A 15,479-nucleotide genomic window follows, 5' to 3' on the forward strand; every position below is an offset into this window, starting at 1 on the left:
CCTAGGCGGCGCCTTCGGCCGGAATGGTGTTGAGCGCCTCTTCCAGCTCCAGGAAGCTGGGCTGGTTGGGGGTCGGCACGGTGCCGCGACCGATCTCGACAGAGATCTGGGCGGCGTTGCCGTGCAGATGGGCCACCAGCACGCACTGGATGATCTTGTAGAAGGAGGCGTCCTCGTCGATCACCGCGGCCATGCGGGTAGCCATCGGGCCGACCAGGCCATAGGCGAGGAACACACCCAGGAAGGTGCCGACCAGAGCCGAGCCGATCATCTCGCCGAGCACGGCCGGCGGCTCGGTGATCGCGCCCATGGTCTTGATGACCCCCAGCACGGCGGCGACGATGCCCAGCGCGGGCAGGCCGTCGGCCAGGGTGGTGAGCGCATGCGGCGGGGCCAGCGCCTCGTGATGGTGCTTTTCGAGCTGCTTTTCCATCGCGTCCTCGACCTGGTGCGGGTCTTCCAGGTTCATGGTCATCATCCGCAGCGTGTCGCAGATGAAGTCGATGGCGAAGTGGTCCTTCATGATCTTCGGATAGCGGGAGAAGATCGAACTCTCCTTGGGCGTCTCGATGTGGCTTTCCAGCGCAATCACGCCCTTGGATTTCATGGTCTTGGTGAGCAGGAAGAGGAGGCTCAGGAGGTCGCGGTAGTCCGACGACTTCCAAGTCGGGCCCTTGAAGACCTTGCCCATGCCGCCGCCCAGGCCCTTCAGCACGCCCAGGGAGTTGGCGATCAGCACACTGGCGATGCCGGCGCCGCCGATGGTCATCATCTCGGACGGAAGGGCGCCCAGGATGACCGCGATGTTCCCGCCGGTCATGATGAAGCTGCCGAACACGAGCGCGAACAGCAGCACGATGCCGATAATCTGGAACAAGGGATTCTCCCACGACGCCAGGGCGGAACATCGCGGTTATTCATTAATGGGCGATGATCGCTGCCAGGGTTTGCGCTGCGGCGGCACCCATGCTTAAGCCCGGACCATGGCCGACACCGCCGCCAGCGCGCCCCGCAGCACCCTGCCGAAGCGGGCCTTCGCGATCATCTTCTGGTCGTCGGTGGCGACCGCCGTCGGCAACAATGGCCTGACCTCGGTCCTGCCGCTGATCGGCCGCTCGCTGAACATCCCCGACTGGATGGTGGTGTCGATCTTCTCGCTGTCGGCGATCCTCTGGGCCTTGTCCTCGCCGTTCTGGGCGCGCGCATCCGACCGCTACGGCCGAAAGCCGCTAATGCTGGTCGGGCTGACCGGTTTCATGGTCTCCATGACCTTGTGCGGCCTGGTGGTCGGCGCGGGCCTTCGCCAGCTCGCCGCGCCCCTGGCGATCTTTATTATGCTGCTGCTCGGTCGTTCGATATTCGGCCTGTTCGGCGCGGCCTCGAACCCGGCCTACCAGGCCTATATCGCCGACCACACACCCCGGGCCGAGCGCACCCAGGCCATGGCCATGCTGGCCGGCGCCTTTGGCATCGGCACGCTCGTGGGGCCGTGGCTCGCGCCCTACTTCATCTATCCGGTGGTGGGGATCGCCGGGCCGCTGTTCACCTTCGCCGCGATCGCGGCGGTGATGCTTCTGGTGGTCTGGCGCTTCCTGCCGGAGAGCCGCCGCAGGCCCCAGGCGCCGATCGAGCAGGCTGAAGAAGCCATCGTCGAGAAGCAGCGGCCGATGTGGCGCGATCCACGGGTGGCCCCCTTCGCCCTTTACGGCTTCGTGGTCGCCACCTGCCAGACGGCGCAGCAGCAGACCCTGGGTTTCCTGGTGATCGACAAGCTGGGGGTGAGCCCGATGGCGGCCAAGGAGCAGATCGCCACGGCCATGGCGTTCGGGGCGCTGGCCGGCCTGCTGGCGCAATGGGGCATCATCCGGATGTTCCAGATGACGCCGAAGCAGCTGCTGCGCTGGGGTGTGGCCTGCGGGGCGGCGGGCAACCTGCTTGTGGCCATCGCACCGGACTATCACACGGTGGTGGCGGGCTATGCGCTGGCCAGCATGGGCTTCGGTTTCGCCCGGCCGGGGTTCACGGCCGGTTCGTCCCTGGCGGTGGGCTGGAAGGACCAGGCGCGGGTGGCCGGCGCCATCGCGGCGGTGAACGGGATCAACGCGGTGTTCGCGCCCGCCTTCATGGTGCTCTATCGGGCGAACCACTCGGCGCCGTTCTTCCTGAACATGGGGCTGATGCTGTGCCTTCTGGTCTACGCCTTCGTCTCCAAGCCGCTGCGCAACGCCGACCCGGCCGCCGTCACCCGCGAGGAAGCCACCATGGCCACCATCGAACGCAGCGACGAGGGCGGGGTTTAGGTCGGCGGCGCCTGAGCGGCCGGATCCGCCTGAGCGGCCGGCGCGGGGGGCGCAGCCGGCGCGAGCGGCGCGGCCAGCGCGGGCGGCGCGATGCTGGCGTCCGCAGCGCCGGTCTCGACCCGCAGGCGCTGCACCATGACTGGCGAAAGATAGCCGTCCGCCGTCAGGCCGCGGGCCTTCTGCCAGGCCCGAAGCGCCGTGCGGGTGCCGACGCCGACGATCCCGTCCGGCGTCCCGGCGTTGAAGCCCAGCGCCGCGAGCGCGCGCTGCGCCGTCATCCGGTCGGCCAGCGAAATCGGCGTCTCTGCAGGCCAGGGCCTCACCAGGGGCCCGCCGCCAGCGATCCGGTCGGCCAGCAGCCCCACGGCGAGCGCATAGGCCACCGAGTTGTTGTACTTGCGGATCACGAAGTGGTTGGGGAACAGCAGGAAGAGCGGACCCGAGGCGCCGGCCGGCGCGATGAGCTGCGCCTCGGCGGTCTTGTCCGCGTCTGTCCACGGCAGGCCGTCGGCGCGTAGCACGCCGAGCGCCGTCCAGGCGTCCGACGACAGCTTCGGACCCTCGGTCAGGCTGAAGTCGAAGTCGTCGGGAACGGTGACCTCGCGCGCCCAGCTTTGACCACGCACCCAGCCGCCCTTGGCCAGCAGATTCGCCGCCGAGGCCAGGGAATCCGCGGCCGAGTTCCAAATGTCGCGCCGGCCGTCGCCGTCGCCGTCCACGGCGGTGGAGAGATAGGCAGACGGGATGAACTGGGTCTGGCCCATGGCGCCGGCCCAGGAGCCCTTGAGCTGCTCGCGCGTGGCCTGGCCGGTGGCGATGATCCGCAAGGCCGCGATCAGCTCGCCCTCCGCCCAGTCGCGGCGGCGACCTTGTGCGGCCAGCGAGGCCATCGACCGGATCACGTCGAAGTCGCCCTGGATGGCTCCGAAGGCGCTCTCCCGCGACCAGATGGCGATCAGGATCTCGCGCGGCACGCCATACTGCTGCTCAATGTCGGGCAATTGCGGCACTTCGGCCCGTTCGCGCGCGCCCTTCACCACCGGCCCCTCGGTGACCGCGCCCTTGATGTAGGTGGAGATCGGCTGGGAGAATTCCGGCTGGCGGCTGTCGCGCTGGGTGACCCGCGGGTCCGGCGTCAGGCCCGCCATCTCCCGGTCCAGCACGTCGCGCGGAATGCCCGCCTTCAGCGCCTTGCCGTAGAACTCGCCGGCCCAGGCGTCGAACACCATGTCGCCGGATACCGCCGGCGGCGTTACCGGGGAGATCGGCGGGACCTGCCCGGGCGGCGGCGTGGCTTCCGGCGGCGCAGCCGGCTGGCGGGCCGGCGGAGCGGTGGGCAGTCGAGTCGGCAAGGGGGGTCTCGCCGCCGGGCTCGCGCAGGCGGCCAGGAAGGCCAGGGCGACGAGGCTGAGGTGGCGGGCGCGCATCGTTGGGAGTCTAACGAGCGTCGAGTCCGGCCTCAATCAGAACTGCGGCGCGGCGACATTGACTTCCGAAGACCCTTTCCGTATATCCGCGCGCTCTTGTGAAAAACCCCGGACGCCATCGTCCGCGCCCGAGATAGGTCCCCGAGAAATCCGATGAAGGTCAGAAGCTCGCTTAAGTCGCTCAAGACCCGTCACCGGGACTGCAAGCTCGTGCGTCGCAAGGGCGTCGTCTACATCATCAACAAGACCAACCCGCGCTTCAAAGCCAAGCAGGGCTGACGAACGTCCGATGTCCGCTGTGAAGGCGGTCGTCTGGGACGTCGGCAACGTCATCGTGCGCTGGGATCCGCGCACGCTCTATTCCAAGATCTTTCCCGATCCGGTCGAGCGCGACCGGTTCCTGGGCCACGTCTGCACCATGGCCTGGCACGGTCCCACCGACTGCGGCGTCACCTTCGACGACAACTGCGCGGCGCTGAGCGCCCGGCATCCCGAACACGAGGCCGCCATCTGGGCCTGGAAGCACCGCTGGGATGAGATGTTCTCCGGCCCGATTCCCGAGACGGAAAGCGCCATCGCCGCCCTGAGCGACCGCGGCGTGCGCCAATATGCGCTGACCAACATGAGCCATGAGACGGTAGACGCGACCTTCGCCATGAGCCCCGCCTTTGCGCGGCTGGACGGACGGATCGTCTCCGGGCGCGAACGGCTGATGAAGCCGGACGCGGCGATCTTCCGACTGACCTGCGAGCGCTTCGGGTTCGCGCCGGAAGCCGCGCTCTTCGTCGACGACAGCGCCGCCAATATCGTCGCGGCCCGGGCACAGGGGTTCCACACCCACCACTTCACCGACCCGACGTCGCTCCGGCCAGCGCTGGAGGGGTTCGGGTTGCTCTGACGAGCTCCTCCCCTTCGGGGGAGGTGGCCCGAAGAGCCGGAGGGGCTTCCGCTCAAACCTAGGAGGACCTCAGTTGGCTTCGCCGACAGCTCCCCCGATGGGGAGCAACCTAGCCTACCGGTCCGGCGTGCGCACCAGGTCGAAGAATTCCTGACGGGTTCGCGGGTCGTCGCGGACCTCTCCCAGGAGGTGACTGGTGGTCAAGCGCGTGCCGGGCGTGTTGACCCCGCGCATGGTCATGCAGCTGTGCTCGGAGATGACCACCACGCCGACGCCCTTGGGCTGCAGGATCTCCTGGATGGCGCCCGCCACCTCGGCAGTGAGCTTCTCCTGGATCTGCAGGCGGCGCGCGAAGCCGCGCACCACGCGGGCTAGCTTGGAGATGCCCACCACTCGGCTGGACGGCAGATAGCCCACGTGGGCGCGGCCGATGAACGGCAGCATGTGGTGCTCGCAGAAGCTGACTACCGGGATGTCCTTCAGGATCACCAGTTCGTCGTAGCCGCCGACCTCCTCGAAGGTGCGCGCCAGATAATCCCTGGGATCGGTCTCATAGCCTGCGAACAGTTCACGGTAGGAGCGCGCCACCCGCGCCGGGGTCTCCAGAAGCCCCTCGCGGTCCGGATCGTCGCCGGCCCATTCGATCAGGACGCGCACGGCGGCTTCGGCTTCGGCCTGGGTCGGCTTGTTCTTGCTCGGCATGGCTTGAAAAGACCTCCGCGTCCTTGGGTCTCACCGGCTTATCCACAGGCAAGGCCCCTGGCCAGCATGACAGGCCCTGAACGCGCCGATAGGGTCCGCGGCGATCCTGCCCTCCTGAAGTCACGAGTTACCGCCATGGCCGACGACGCCTCCGCCCACCCCGACGTGCTGAACCAGGCCGCCCAAGGGCAGCTGAAGAGCATCATCGAGCGCATCGAGCGCCTGGAGGTCGAGAAGGCCGAGGTGGCCGAGCAGATCAAGGAGGTTTTCGCCGAGGCCAAGGGCAACGGCTTCGACGTCAAGATCCTGCGCAAGGTCGTGCGCATCCGCAAACAGGACCGCGCCAAGCGGCTGGAAGAAGACGCCATCCTCGACCTCTACCTCTCGGCGATCGGGGAGATTTGAACCGAAAGCCGCCCGATACGAAGGACCGGAAGCCGCAAGCGTCAAAGGGGGGTGGCTTCGGGTCCAACCGAAAGCCGCCCGACCCCAAGGGCGCGGCCAAGCGTGCTGCACTCAATGCGCTGAAACGCGCCCAACGCCAGGCCGACCGCGCCGGCGTCAAGCTCTCCGAATGGGAGGGCGAATTCCTGGGCTCCGTCTCCGACCGCCTGAAGACCTATGGCCGCGCCTTCGGCGACCCGGAAAAGGGCGCCCCGGGCCAAGCGCTCTCGGCCCTGCAGACCGTGAAGCTCAAGGAGATCACGGCCAAGGCCAAGGGCGAGAAGAAGGAGCTGAAGCGCCGGCCGTTCAAGCGGCGCGGCGCTCCGCCCAGATAGCCGCTATTTCCACGCCCCGTAAGCGTCCACGAACGGCTTGCCGAGGGCTTCGGCCACAGCCGGATGGGTCACCTGGCCCTTGAGCACGTTCAGGCCCTTGGCCAGGTGCTTGTCCTTCTTGAGCGCATCGAGGCCATGGTTGGCCAGCAACAGGCCGAAGCTGAGCGTGGCGTGGACCAGCGCTTCGGAAGACGTGCGCGGGGCCGCGCCGGGCATGTTGGCGACGCAATAGTGGACGACGCCGTCCACCGTGTAGGTCGGGTCGGCGTGGGTGGTCGGCCGGCTGGTCTCGAAGCAGCCGCCCTGGTCGATGGAGACGTCCACCAGCACCGAGCCGGGCTTCATCTTCTTCAGGTCGTCCTTGCGGATCATCTTCGGGGCCGAGGCGCCGGCGGTCAGAACGGCGCCCACCACGACGTCCGCCTTGAGGATCTCTTCCTCGACGGCGTCCTGGGTCGAGTAGCGGGTCAGGATGCGGCCCTGGAACATGTTGTCGAGCTCCCGCATCCGCGGGATCGAACGCTCGACGATCACCACCTCGGCGCCCAGGCCCGCGGCCATACGCGCGGCGTTCATGCCGACGACGCCGCCGCCCAGCACCACGATGCGCGCCGGCGGCACGCCGGGCACGCCCGAGAGCAACAGGCCCATGCCGCCGTTGTGCTTCAGCAGGGTCTCACCGGCGGAGAACACCGCGATGCGGCCCGCGACCTCGGACATCGGCGCCAGCAACGGCAGGCCGCCAGCGGAATCCGTCACCGTCTCGTAGGCGATAGCCGCGCAGCCGGAGGCCAGCAGGCCGTCGGCCTGGGCCGGATCGGGCGCCAGATGCAAGTAGGTGAAGAGGATGTGCTTGTCAGTGAGGCGGGCCCATTCGACGGCTTGCGGCTCCTTCACCTTGACGATCAGCTCGGCGCCCGAGAATACCGCCTCGGCGTCGGCGGCGATCCTGGCGCCGGCCCGCGTATAGGCCTCGTCCGGATAGCCCGCGCCCGCGCCCGCGCCCTTTTCCACGATCACCTCGTGGCCGTGGCTGACGTACTCGCGCACGGCGGTCGGGGTGAGGCCGACGCGGTATTCGTCCGGCTTGATTTCGCGGGGCACGCCTACGCGCATGATTGGCTCCTACGGGGGAGGTTTTTTTGAATGGGCGGGGTTTGAGGGCAAGAGCTTCTTTCGTCAATCGGAGTTTGCGATCGGCGCGTGGCGCCGGCCCGCTTGCGCCCCTAGTCTGCCCCCTGCGGGCCACGGGGCGATGACATGGACATGGGGTTCTTGGACATGAGGGTCTGGGCGGCGCGGCTGGCGCTGGCGGCGGCGATCGCCGGCGGGGTGAGCTACCTCACCGCGGACCACCTCACCCTGACGCCGGCGGTGAGCCTGGCCTGGAAGGGGACCGGCGTCGGTCTCCTGGCGCTCTACGCGGCGTTGTCGGCCCGGAGCCTCGACGGATGGCTGGTCTGCGGGGTTATGGCGCTGGGCGCGGCGGGAGACGTGCTGCTGGGTGCGGCGGGCTTTGCGGTCGGTGGCGCGGCCTTCTTCGCCGGCCACATGGCGGCCATCATGCTCTATCAGCGAAATCGCCGCGAAGGCCTGGGTTGGCCCGCGTGGCTGGCCGCCGCGGCCCTGATCGCCGGGACCATCGGGGCCGCCATCACCCTGCCTTCCGACCGCTCGGCGGCGCCTGCCCTGGGGATCTATGCGGCGGGGCTGTCGTATATGGCCGCCAGCGCCTGGCTGAGCCGGTTCCCACGCAGCGTGCCGCTGGGGGCGACCATGTTCCTGGCTTCCGACCTGCTGATCTTCGCCCGCTCCGGGCCGCTGCCGGCCAGCGCCGTGGTCGGGTTCGCGGTCTGGGGCCTCTACTTCGTCGGTCAAGCGCTGATCGCCACCGGCGTGGTGCGGACGCTAGCCCGCGACGCCCACTGATCGCCGCGCAACGAAAAGCGCCGCCGGGAAGACCCGACGGCGCTCTTACGCAACAGAGCTGGAGAGCTCGGTAGATCAGGCGGCGACGGCGACCAGCCGGCGGCGGTTGCGCAGCATGGCGCCCATGCCGGCGAAGCCGAGCAGCATCAGGGCCCAGCTGGTGGGCTCCGGAACCGCGACGCCCTGCAGGCTCATGTCGTCCAGGGCGAAGTCGTTGCCGTTCGGCTCGAGGTTGCGGTTGCTGAGCGAGATGCTCTGCAGGCCGTTGGCGCCGGTCACGCCGGAGTAGGTGAAGTTCTGCCATTGGCCGACCGGCGCGCTGGCGGCGAAGGTCGCGCCGTCCACCTGGGCGCCGTTGACCCACAGCTGCAGGTCGGCGGGGCTCGCCGGATAGACCGAGGCGACCCATAAGGAGAAGGTGTAATCGGTGTCCGCCGCGCCGATCAGCGCTTGACCGCCGCCCACATCGCCTTCCGACCACACGATGGTGTTGGGGTCCGAGGACCCGTTGATCACCATCATCATCCCCGCGCTGGAGTTGCCGGTGTGATCCGTGAAGGATGAGAACAGCGGGTGATCGAGATTCGGGTCGGTGGTGACGTCGTAGGTCCCCTCCGGCCACAGGTTGTTGCCTTGGCCGTTCGGCGGCGAATAGGCGTACTGGCTGTAGAAGCCCGTGGCGCCCTGATCGAAGTCACCGTTGGTCAGAAGCTCGGTGGCGGAGGCCGAACCGGCGGAGACGAGGCCCGCGGCGATGGCGGCGGCGGCGAAAACTGTCTTCACGGGTAGGCCCTCAATCCAAGCGTGGAGGACGGGCTGTGCCACCGCTGGACAGATCCGCCGATTGCTCGGGGGCGATGCAACGGCGGCGCCAGGGCCAAGTTCGAGCGAAGCCCGGACCTACCTCAGGACGCAGTCGGCGAGGCCATCGCGGCGGATGGTCCCCGCCGCGGCAGTGATGTGGCCCTGGCGTTTCTGGATGTATGGGCCCGGTCGGGCCGCTTTCCAGGCCAGGGGCTTGGGGATGATCGCCGCGAGGCGTGCGGCCTGGGCCGGGCTCAGCTGGGCCGCGGCCTCGTGGAAATTGGCCTGTGCCGCGGCCTCGGCGCCGTAGACGCCAGGCCCCCACTCGATGGAGTTTAGATAGACCTCCATGATCCTGGGCTTGCCCCAGATGGTCTCGATCAGCACGGTGAACCAGGCCTCCAGGCCCTTGCGCACGTAGTCGCGGTGCGGCCATAGGAAGACGTTCTTGGCGGTCTGCTGGCTGATGGTCGAGCCGCCGCGGATCTTCCCCGGCCGCTCCTCATTGTGCGCCATCGCCTTCTGCATGGCGTTGAAGTCGAAGCCGTGGTGCTCGCAGAAGCGGGCGTCCTCAGCGCCGATCACGCTGCGGACCAGCTGGGGCGAGATGCGCCGCAGGGGAACCCAGCGACGATCGAAGCCGTGGCCCTCGAACATGCGCTCGACCATCAGCCACGTCATCGGCGGTGGAACGAAGCGATAGATGGCCACCACCGCCACCGGCCCAACCAGACCGAACACCAGGATCAGGATCAGCACACAGCGGAACAGACGGCCCAACCGGCCGCCGCGGCTTTGTCTCAGTGCGGGTCTGGCCAACTGGGCGTCCTTGCCTTGCCCTTTGCAGGCGGAGATAGCTGGCGTGCGCCGCTGAAGCGCGTCAAGGCGGAGGTTGAACAAGATGGATGTTAGCGAGGCCATAGCCCGGCGCGTTTCGGTGCGCGCCTTCCGGCCCGACGCGGTGCCGGGCGAGGCGGTCGCCGAGATTCTGGCGCGTGCAGCGCAGGCGCCCAGCGGTGGAAATCTGCAACCCTGGCGGGTCTATGGCTTGGCCGGTGAGCCCCTGGCCGAGTTCAAGGCTCTGGTGGCCGCCAATCCTTTCGGGGAGGAGCCGGAGTACGACGTCTATCCGCCGAACCTCTGGGAGCCCTTCCGCAGCCGGCGATTCCAGAACGGCGAGGACCTCTACGCCACCATCGGCATCCCGCGGGAGGACCGGCCCGCGCGCCTGCGCCAGCTGGCCAAGAACGGCGACTTCTTCGGTGCGCCGGTGGGCCTGTTCTTCTGCCTCGACCGCGGACTGGGCCCTCCGCAGTGGGCGGACCTTGGCATGTTCATGCAGAACGTCATGCTGCTGGCGGTGGAGCGCGGTCTCGACACCTGCCCGCAGGAGTATTGGGCCCGCTATCCCAAGACGGTGGCCGCCTTCCTGGGTTTGCCCGACGACCACATGCTGTTCGCCGGAATGGCGCTGGGCTACTGCGAGGCTTCGCACCCCATCAACGGCCTGAAGGCCAGCCGCGACGCCTTTGAGGTCTGGGGCGAACTTCGCGGATTCGCATAGCAGCGTCTGTTGCAACGCAGAGATGCGTTGTTACAGGCTGGATATAAAAACGGCATAAAGATCAGGTCCAATCGTCTTTTGAGCTCAGGGCTTGGGGACGACCAATGCGCGATGAGTACGGTCTGGCGCTGCTTGCGGCCGATGTGCGTGACGACCTCTCGCGTTTCCATCTTCTACATTATGGCTCCCGCGTCGACGGATTCCTGGTCAGCGGCCACAATTCGGGCACCCATTGGCTGCGTTTCATGCTGAGCGCGGCCATCGCCCATAAGCTCAGCCTGCCGCCGCCCGCCTACTCCAGCGGACCGCACAGCGACGTCTACATCGGCCACGCGCGCCACCGCCGCCGGTTTCCCCAGGCGCCGAAGATCGGCAGCTCGCACCACATGCCTTCCCGGCTGATCGCCTGGCTGGGAGCGAGGAACCTGATCGCCTTGCCCCCGGTGGTGCTGCTGGTGCGGCGCATTCCCGACTCCCTGCTGTCCTATTTCTTCAAATGGCAGGACGCCAAGGCGCTGGGTCCGCTGGACGAGTATCTGGCGCGCGAGCCGCGGGCCCAGGGCGTCGACCTGTGGTGGTTCATCCGCTTCTTCAACCGGTGGGGCGCACTCAAGCGGGTCTTCCCGGACCGGGTGCTGGTCGTCCGCTATGAGGACGTCGAGCGCGACCCGCAGACCTGGGTGCGCCGCATCTGGGCCCACTGGGGCGAAGACCTCTGCGACACCGACCTCGCGGCGGCCATGGCGGTTTCCTCGCGCAGCGTGATGCAGGCGAACCTGGATCCGGAGTACGGCGAGGACATCGCCCCCGAGCGCGCAACGCGAGAGGCCGCGCAATACGCCGAGCCGGACCGCGCGGTGCTGGAGCGCAGGCTGGCTCAGCATCTGCGCCACGCCTTCGGCTACGGCGACATCCGTGAGACCGACCCCCGCGTCCTTTCGCAGCCACGGGATCGCGAACAGGCCGTCGCCTAACGCCCTTGGAAGTCGGCTGGGCGCTTTTCCAGGAACGAGGTCATGCCCTCGCGGAAGTCCTGGGTGCGGACCAGCTGCAGGAACTGCAGATAGACGTGGTGGACGTGGTCGTTGAAGGCCTCGTCCATCCCCATCCGCATCAGCCGCTTGGCCGATTGGACCGCCAGCGGGGCGTTGGCCGCGATCTCGGCGGCCACCGCGCGGGCGCGGGCCATCAACTCGGCGTCGGGCACGACCTCGTTGGCAAGGCCCAGGCTCAGGCTCTCGGCCGCCGAGAGCGTGCGGCCGGTGAAGATCACCTCGGCGGCCTTCGCCCAGCCCAGCAGGCGCGGCAGGATCCAGGTGCCGCCGCTCTCCGGCACCACGCCGCGCTTCACGAAAGCGGCCGCCAGCTTCGAGCTGTCACCCATGATGCGGATGTCACAGCCCAGCGCGGTGTCCATACCGTAGCCTGCCGCGGCGCCGTTCAGGGCGCAGATGGTCGGCTTGTCCATGGCGAAGAGGACGGTGGGCGGCGCCGTCCTGAGGTCGAGGTTCACGCTGGGCGTGGAGGCCTGTTTGTCCGAGCCGATGCCAGAGCCCTGGGTGGCGTCCACCAGGTCCAGGCCCACGCAGAAGGCGCGCCCGGCGCCGGTGAGGATCACCACGCGAACCTGGGGATCGGCGTTGGCCTTGAGCAGAAGCTCGCTGAGGCGCGCCAGCATCGGCCCGGAGATGGCGTTCATCCGCTCGGGCCGGTTCAGGGTGATGGTGGCGACGCCGTCCGACGCTTCGTAGAGCACCTCGGCCGCCGTTTCGGCCGCGGACCGTTCCAGGGTCTCGCTCATCGCTTCCTCCGCGCTGCTGGCCGCCAGCTAAGGCCCTGGCCCCTGCGGCAGGCAAGCGGTTTGGGCGCGCCCCGAACGGCGTCGCGAGCAGATGAACAAAAGCTGGCATCGGCCGTTCAAGCCGCCGTCAGGCGGTCGGGGGCAGGATTCGTCGCGTTCATCAGCAGGAGGAACCTCATGAAACGCATGCTCGTGGCCGCCGCGGCGGCCGTTGTCGCCCTGTCCGGCGCCGCCGGAAGCGCCTTGGCGCAGCCGGACCACCCTTATGTGCGCCACGACGAGTGGAAGCACGGCTATCACATGGACCACCGCGACTGGGACCGCGGCGCACGGATCGACTGGCGCGCCCGTCACCTTCGTCGCCCGCCCCACGGCTATGAGTGGCGCGAAGTGGACGGGAACTACGTCCTGGCCGCCGTCGCCACCGGCGTCATCGCCTCGCTGATCGCCAACAGCCACTAATCGGTAAGCGCCCCTGCCACTGATGCAGGGGCGCTTACCGCTCGATCTCGGCCACGCCCGCCGCGCCGTCCTCGCAGCCCCAGGCTACACGTTTCGCGTCAGGGGTCATGGCGAGCGCGGTGACCGGCGCGCCCTTCTCCGCCTTGAGGGGCGCGATCTTCTGTCCGGCCAGGTCGCAGGCCCAGACGCGGCCGTCGTCGAGGCCGGCGGCGATCCAGTTCAGCCCGGGCGTCCCGGCCACCCGGACCACCATGGCGGCCTCGTCATAACCAACCTCGGCGGCCTGCTTGCCCATCGGGCCGGTGGCGCCGGCGAAGGGCCAGACCACCACGCCATTGGCGCCGGAGGTGGCGAGCAGGCTTCCCTTGTTGAGGAAGGCCAGGCTCTTTGGCTTGGCGGGGTAGCCGCCCATGCGCATGTTCTTCTCGTCGGCCACCCGCCAGCCGTGCAGCTGGTTCTCCTGCATGGCGCTGATCAGGAACTTGCCGTCGGGACTCCAGGCGATGGCCACGTGGCTGCCGGCCCACGCGAGCTTGGCGGGCTTCTGCGCCTCGATCCGGGCGTACCAGAGCCAGACCCCGCCATAGGTCGCCGCGGCCAGCCGCCGGCCCTTGAGCTCGAAGGCCAGGTCAGCCACCGACTTCTCATGGGCGAAGCTGCGCGAGAAGGCGGCGTCGGCCGTGTCGCGGACATGGACGTCGCGCCCCGCGGCGAAGGCGATCAGGCCCGAGGCGGCGCTGGACGCCACCGCATCGATCCACTTGCCCGGCAGGCTGGCGATTTCGCGGGCGCCGGGCGCCTGCGACCACACCAATCGCCCGTCGTCGCCGCCGGTGATCACGCCCTGGCCCGAGGGGTGCGGCGCGGCAGCCAGGATCGCTCCGTCGTGGGCGCTCACAGCCTCGCCGCCCTCGAAGCGGAGGGTCCCGTCGCCGAGCGCGAAGACCCCCTGTCCGGCCGAGTCGAAAGAGACCGCCGTTACGTAGGCGTCATAGGCATACTGCATGCCCTCACCTAGATCGCGGCTTCGGGCTTTACAACGCCGCGGCGGCTTGCCAATGGTCCACGGACTCTTAATGACCGGGCGGCGGAACCGCCCCAGGGAAGGGAATTAGTGCATGGGCGCCAAGCTTGGCGGCGGCGGCGGAGGACGCTTCGACCTCGGCCAGAACAGCGACATCAACGTCACGCCTTTCGTGGACGTGATGCTGGTGCTCCTCATTATCTTCATGGTGGCCATCCCGGCCGCGACGGTGTCGATCAAGCTCGACCTGCCGCCCGCCATTCCGCCGCCGCCCGGCACCAAGGTGAAGCAACCGATCCTGATCAACATTCAGGCCGGCGGCGGTGTCTTCATCGGCGACAAGGGGACCACGCTGGCGACCCTGCCGGCGGACCTGTCGCGGACGCTCACCGCGGATGACCCGACGCTCCCGCCCACGCAGCAGCGCGTCTACATCCGCGCCGACAAGGCCGTCCGCTACGGCGACTTCATGTCGGTGATGAACACCCTGCAGGGCAACGGCTTCTATCAGGTCGCCCTCATCAACGAAGAGATCTGATCGCACTGATCGCTTCGCTCGGAATGAGCCCGCCGGGGCGACTCGGCGGGCTTTTTCGCGCCCATTCTGTTGACGAGTGTAATTTTGTGACTTTACGAATGTAATATTCCAGTGCTTCCTTGCATCTGCGCGGCAGGCGCGGACTTCGAGGAGGGCCAAGATGGGCGCGAAACTGTCTTCCGGCGGTGGCGGTCGCTTCAACCTCGGCCAGAACAGCGACATCAACGTCACGCCCTTCGTCGACGTGATGCTGGTGCTCTTGATCATCTTCATGGTGGCGCTGCCGCCGGCCACGGAATCGATCAAGCTCGATCTGCCGCCCGCGACGCCGCCGAAGAACGGCGAGAAGCCCAAGCCGCCGGTGGTCATCAACCTGCAGGTGGGCGGCGCGCTCTTCATCGGCGAGAAGGCGAGCGCCCTCGCCACGCTCTCAACCGACCTGTCGCACATCCTGACGGCGCAGGATCCGGCCCTGCCGCCCACCCAGCAGCGGGTCTACATCCGCGCCGACAAGCACGTCCGCTACGGCGACTTCATGTCGGTGATGAACACCCTGCAGGGCAACGGCTACTACCAGGTCGCCCTGATCAACGAGGAGCTGTGAAGCCTGGCGCCGTTAAGCCTACCTGCCGGTTCAACATTAATCGTGGGGAAACCCCGTTCGCTCTAACCTTGCGTCCAAGACGTGGCCAGAACGGCCGCTGATAAGCGCGAGGCGCAAAATGTGGAATTCGGTGCAGGTGTCGGTTGGGTCCGCGACGGTTCGCGGCCGCTACCGGATGGAAGGCGACCAGCTGGTGCTGGAATGGCGTAACGGCCGGGTGGCCGAGCGCTGCGGGCTCCTGAAGCCCGAATACCTCGCCATGGCGACTCTCAGGCAACTAGCCTCCAGCCAACCGATGGCGGCCTAAGCCACCGTCGCTTCGAAACCTTCGCGCAGCTTGGCCGCGTCGAGGTTGCGCCCGATGAACACCAGCCGCGAATAACGGTCGGCGCCGTCGCGCCAAGGGCCCTGAAAGTCGCCCTCCAGGATCATGTGCACCGCCTGGAACACCAGGCGACGGTCCTCGCCGGCCACGTCGAGGATGCCCTTGGCGCGCAGGATGTCGGGCCCCTGCGCTTGCAGCACCTCGTTGAGCCAGGCGGTCACCTTGTTGGCGTTCAGCGGCTTGTGGGCGGTCAGCGAAATCCCCCGGATGCCACTCGCCTCGATGTCGTGGCCGTGATGGTCATGGTCATGGTCATGGTCAT

General features: G+C 68.1%; 21 protein-coding genes. 12 read left to right on the top strand and 9 right to left on the bottom strand.

The genetic code is table 11. From position 1 onward, the window contains the following. Position 1 precedes the first annotated feature (1 nt). The gene (gene motA / locus E8A12_RS19600) at positions 2–877 is read right to left on the bottom strand and encodes a flagellar motor stator protein MotA (protein ID WP_293371955.1); all 876 of its coding nucleotides are present in this window, start codon (positions 875–877) and stop codon (positions 2–4) included. A gap of 106 nt (positions 878–983) precedes the next feature. Between motA and E8A12_RS19605 the strand changes: the two genes are divergently transcribed. Continuing rightward, the gene (locus E8A12_RS19605) at positions 984–2,300 is read left to right on the top strand and encodes an MFS transporter (protein WP_293371957.1); all 1,317 of its coding nucleotides are present in this window, start codon (positions 984–986) and stop codon (positions 2,298–2,300) included. Here the strand turns inward: E8A12_RS19605 and E8A12_RS19610 are convergent. Continuing rightward, complete coding sequence (locus E8A12_RS19610) at positions 2,297–3,727, bottom strand: lytic murein transglycosylase (protein WP_293371959.1); 1,431 nt, start codon at positions 3,725–3,727, stop codon at positions 2,297–2,299. The genes E8A12_RS19605 and E8A12_RS19610 overlap by 4 nt on opposite strands. A 153-nt stretch (positions 3,728–3,880) precedes the next feature. On the opposite strand from E8A12_RS19610, the gene ykgO reads away from it, so the two are divergent. Together ykgO and E8A12_RS19620 are read left to right on the top strand one after the other, a co-directional pair. Then, complete coding sequence (gene ykgO / locus E8A12_RS19615; RefSeq protein WP_111456358.1) at positions 3,881–4,006, top strand: type B 50S ribosomal protein L36; 126 nt, start codon at positions 3,881–3,883, stop codon at positions 4,004–4,006. Between the two features lie 10 nt (positions 4,007–4,016). Next, positions 4,017–4,625 carry an HAD family phosphatase gene (locus E8A12_RS19620; protein WP_293371965.1) on the top strand — a complete coding sequence of 203 codons (609 nt, stop codon included), beginning with the start codon at positions 4,017–4,019 and terminating at the stop codon, positions 4,623–4,625. A 114-nt stretch (positions 4,626–4,739) separates the two neighbouring features. Here the strand turns inward: E8A12_RS19620 and folE are convergent, their stop codons facing one another. Further along, complete coding sequence (gene folE / locus E8A12_RS19625) at positions 4,740–5,327, bottom strand: GTP cyclohydrolase I FolE (protein WP_293371967.1); 588 nt, start codon at positions 5,325–5,327, stop codon at positions 4,740–4,742. Between the two features lie 135 nt (positions 5,328–5,462). Here folE and E8A12_RS19630 point away from each other — a divergent pair, with 135 nt between their 5' ends. Next, complete coding sequence (locus E8A12_RS19630; RefSeq protein ID WP_293371969.1) at positions 5,463–5,732, top strand: DUF2312 domain-containing protein; 270 nt, start codon at positions 5,463–5,465, stop codon at positions 5,730–5,732. Beyond that, on the top strand, positions 5,729–6,106 hold the full coding sequence (locus tag E8A12_RS19635) for a hypothetical protein (protein WP_363212530.1): 378 nt from the start codon (positions 5,729–5,731) through the stop codon (positions 6,104–6,106). The genes E8A12_RS19630 and E8A12_RS19635 overlap by 4 nt, the downstream gene beginning before the upstream one ends. Before the next feature lie 3 nt (positions 6,107–6,109). Here the strand turns inward: E8A12_RS19635 and ald are convergent, their stop codons facing one another. Beyond that, positions 6,110–7,222, bottom strand: a complete 1,113-nt coding sequence (ald, locus tag E8A12_RS19640; RefSeq protein WP_293371971.1) for an alanine dehydrogenase — start codon at positions 7,220–7,222, stop codon at positions 6,110–6,112. Between the two features lie 144 nt (positions 7,223–7,366). Here ald and E8A12_RS19645 point away from each other — a divergent pair, with 144 nt between their 5' ends. Continuing rightward, positions 7,367–8,035: a lysoplasmalogenase family protein gene (locus tag E8A12_RS19645; protein ID WP_293371973.1), complete on the top strand. Its 669-nt coding sequence runs from the start codon at positions 7,367–7,369 to the stop codon at positions 8,033–8,035. Positions 8,036–8,110: 75 nt separating this feature from the next. Here the strand turns inward: E8A12_RS19645 and E8A12_RS19650 are convergent, their stop codons facing one another. Beyond that, positions 8,111–8,818, bottom strand: a complete 708-nt coding sequence (locus E8A12_RS19650) for a PEPxxWA-CTERM sorting domain-containing protein (RefSeq protein ID WP_293371975.1) — start codon at positions 8,816–8,818, stop codon at positions 8,111–8,113. A 117-nt stretch (positions 8,819–8,935) separates the two neighbouring features. Then, positions 8,936–9,619 carry a monofunctional biosynthetic peptidoglycan transglycosylase gene (mtgA, locus tag E8A12_RS19655; RefSeq protein WP_293371997.1) on the bottom strand — a complete coding sequence of 228 codons (684 nt, stop codon included), beginning with the start codon at positions 9,617–9,619 and terminating at the stop codon, positions 8,936–8,938. Between the two features lie 121 nt (positions 9,620–9,740). On the opposite strand from mtgA, the gene E8A12_RS19660 reads away from it, so the two are divergent. Both E8A12_RS19660 and E8A12_RS19665 read left to right on the top strand, forming a co-directional pair. Beyond that, a complete protein-coding gene (locus E8A12_RS19660; RefSeq protein ID WP_293371977.1) occupies positions 9,741–10,403 on the top strand; it encodes a nitroreductase in 663 nt (220 codons plus the stop codon). Positions 10,404–10,507: 104 nt separating this feature from the next. Further along, complete coding sequence (locus E8A12_RS19665; protein WP_293371979.1) at positions 10,508–11,377, top strand: sulfotransferase; 870 nt, start codon at positions 10,508–10,510, stop codon at positions 11,375–11,377. Here E8A12_RS19665 and E8A12_RS19670 read toward each other — a convergent pair. Beyond that, on the bottom strand, positions 11,374–12,204 hold the full coding sequence (locus E8A12_RS19670; RefSeq protein ID WP_293371981.1) for an enoyl-CoA hydratase-related protein: 831 nt from the start codon (positions 12,202–12,204) through the stop codon (positions 11,374–11,376). The genes E8A12_RS19665 and E8A12_RS19670 overlap by 4 nt on opposite strands. Before the next feature lie 177 nt (positions 12,205–12,381). On the opposite strand from E8A12_RS19670, the gene E8A12_RS19675 reads away from it, so the two are divergent. Further along, positions 12,382–12,666, top strand: a complete 285-nt coding sequence (locus E8A12_RS19675) for an RcnB family protein (RefSeq protein ID WP_293371983.1) — start codon at positions 12,382–12,384, stop codon at positions 12,664–12,666. Between the two features lie 34 nt (positions 12,667–12,700). On the opposite strand, the gene E8A12_RS19680 is transcribed toward E8A12_RS19675, so the two are convergent. Further along, complete coding sequence (locus tag E8A12_RS19680) at positions 12,701–13,672, bottom strand: WD40 repeat domain-containing protein (RefSeq protein ID WP_293371985.1); 972 nt, start codon at positions 13,670–13,672, stop codon at positions 12,701–12,703. Positions 13,673–13,784: 112 nt separating this feature from the next. Between E8A12_RS19680 and E8A12_RS19685 the strand changes: the two genes are divergently transcribed. The 3 genes from E8A12_RS19685 to E8A12_RS19695 all read left to right on the top strand — a co-directional run bounded on the left by E8A12_RS19685 (position 13,785) and on the right by E8A12_RS19695 (position 15,139). Continuing rightward, positions 13,785–14,228, top strand: coding sequence for a biopolymer transporter ExbD (locus E8A12_RS19685; RefSeq protein WP_293371987.1), 444 nt, complete (start codon positions 13,785–13,787; stop codon positions 14,226–14,228). 160 nt (positions 14,229–14,388) lie between these two features. Then, positions 14,389–14,832, top strand: a complete 444-nt coding sequence (locus E8A12_RS19690) for a biopolymer transporter ExbD (protein WP_293371989.1) — start codon at positions 14,389–14,391, stop codon at positions 14,830–14,832. A gap of 118 nt (positions 14,833–14,950) precedes the next feature. Continuing rightward, positions 14,951–15,139 (top strand): hypothetical protein, encoded by a 189-nt coding sequence (locus E8A12_RS19695; RefSeq protein ID WP_293371991.1) that lies wholly within the window; start codon positions 14,951–14,953, stop codon positions 15,137–15,139. Here E8A12_RS19695 and E8A12_RS19700 read toward each other — a convergent pair. After that, on the bottom strand, positions 15,136–15,479 hold a 344-nt coding region (locus E8A12_RS19700), incomplete at its 5' end, for a GTP-binding protein (RefSeq protein ID WP_293371993.1). The two genes, E8A12_RS19695 and E8A12_RS19700, sit on opposite strands and share 4 nt — an antisense overlap.

It is taken from the genome of Phenylobacterium sp. (assembly GCF_004799395.1).
In the GTDB taxonomy this organism is placed as follows: Bacteria; Pseudomonadota; Alphaproteobacteria; order Caulobacterales; family Caulobacteraceae; genus Phenylobacterium.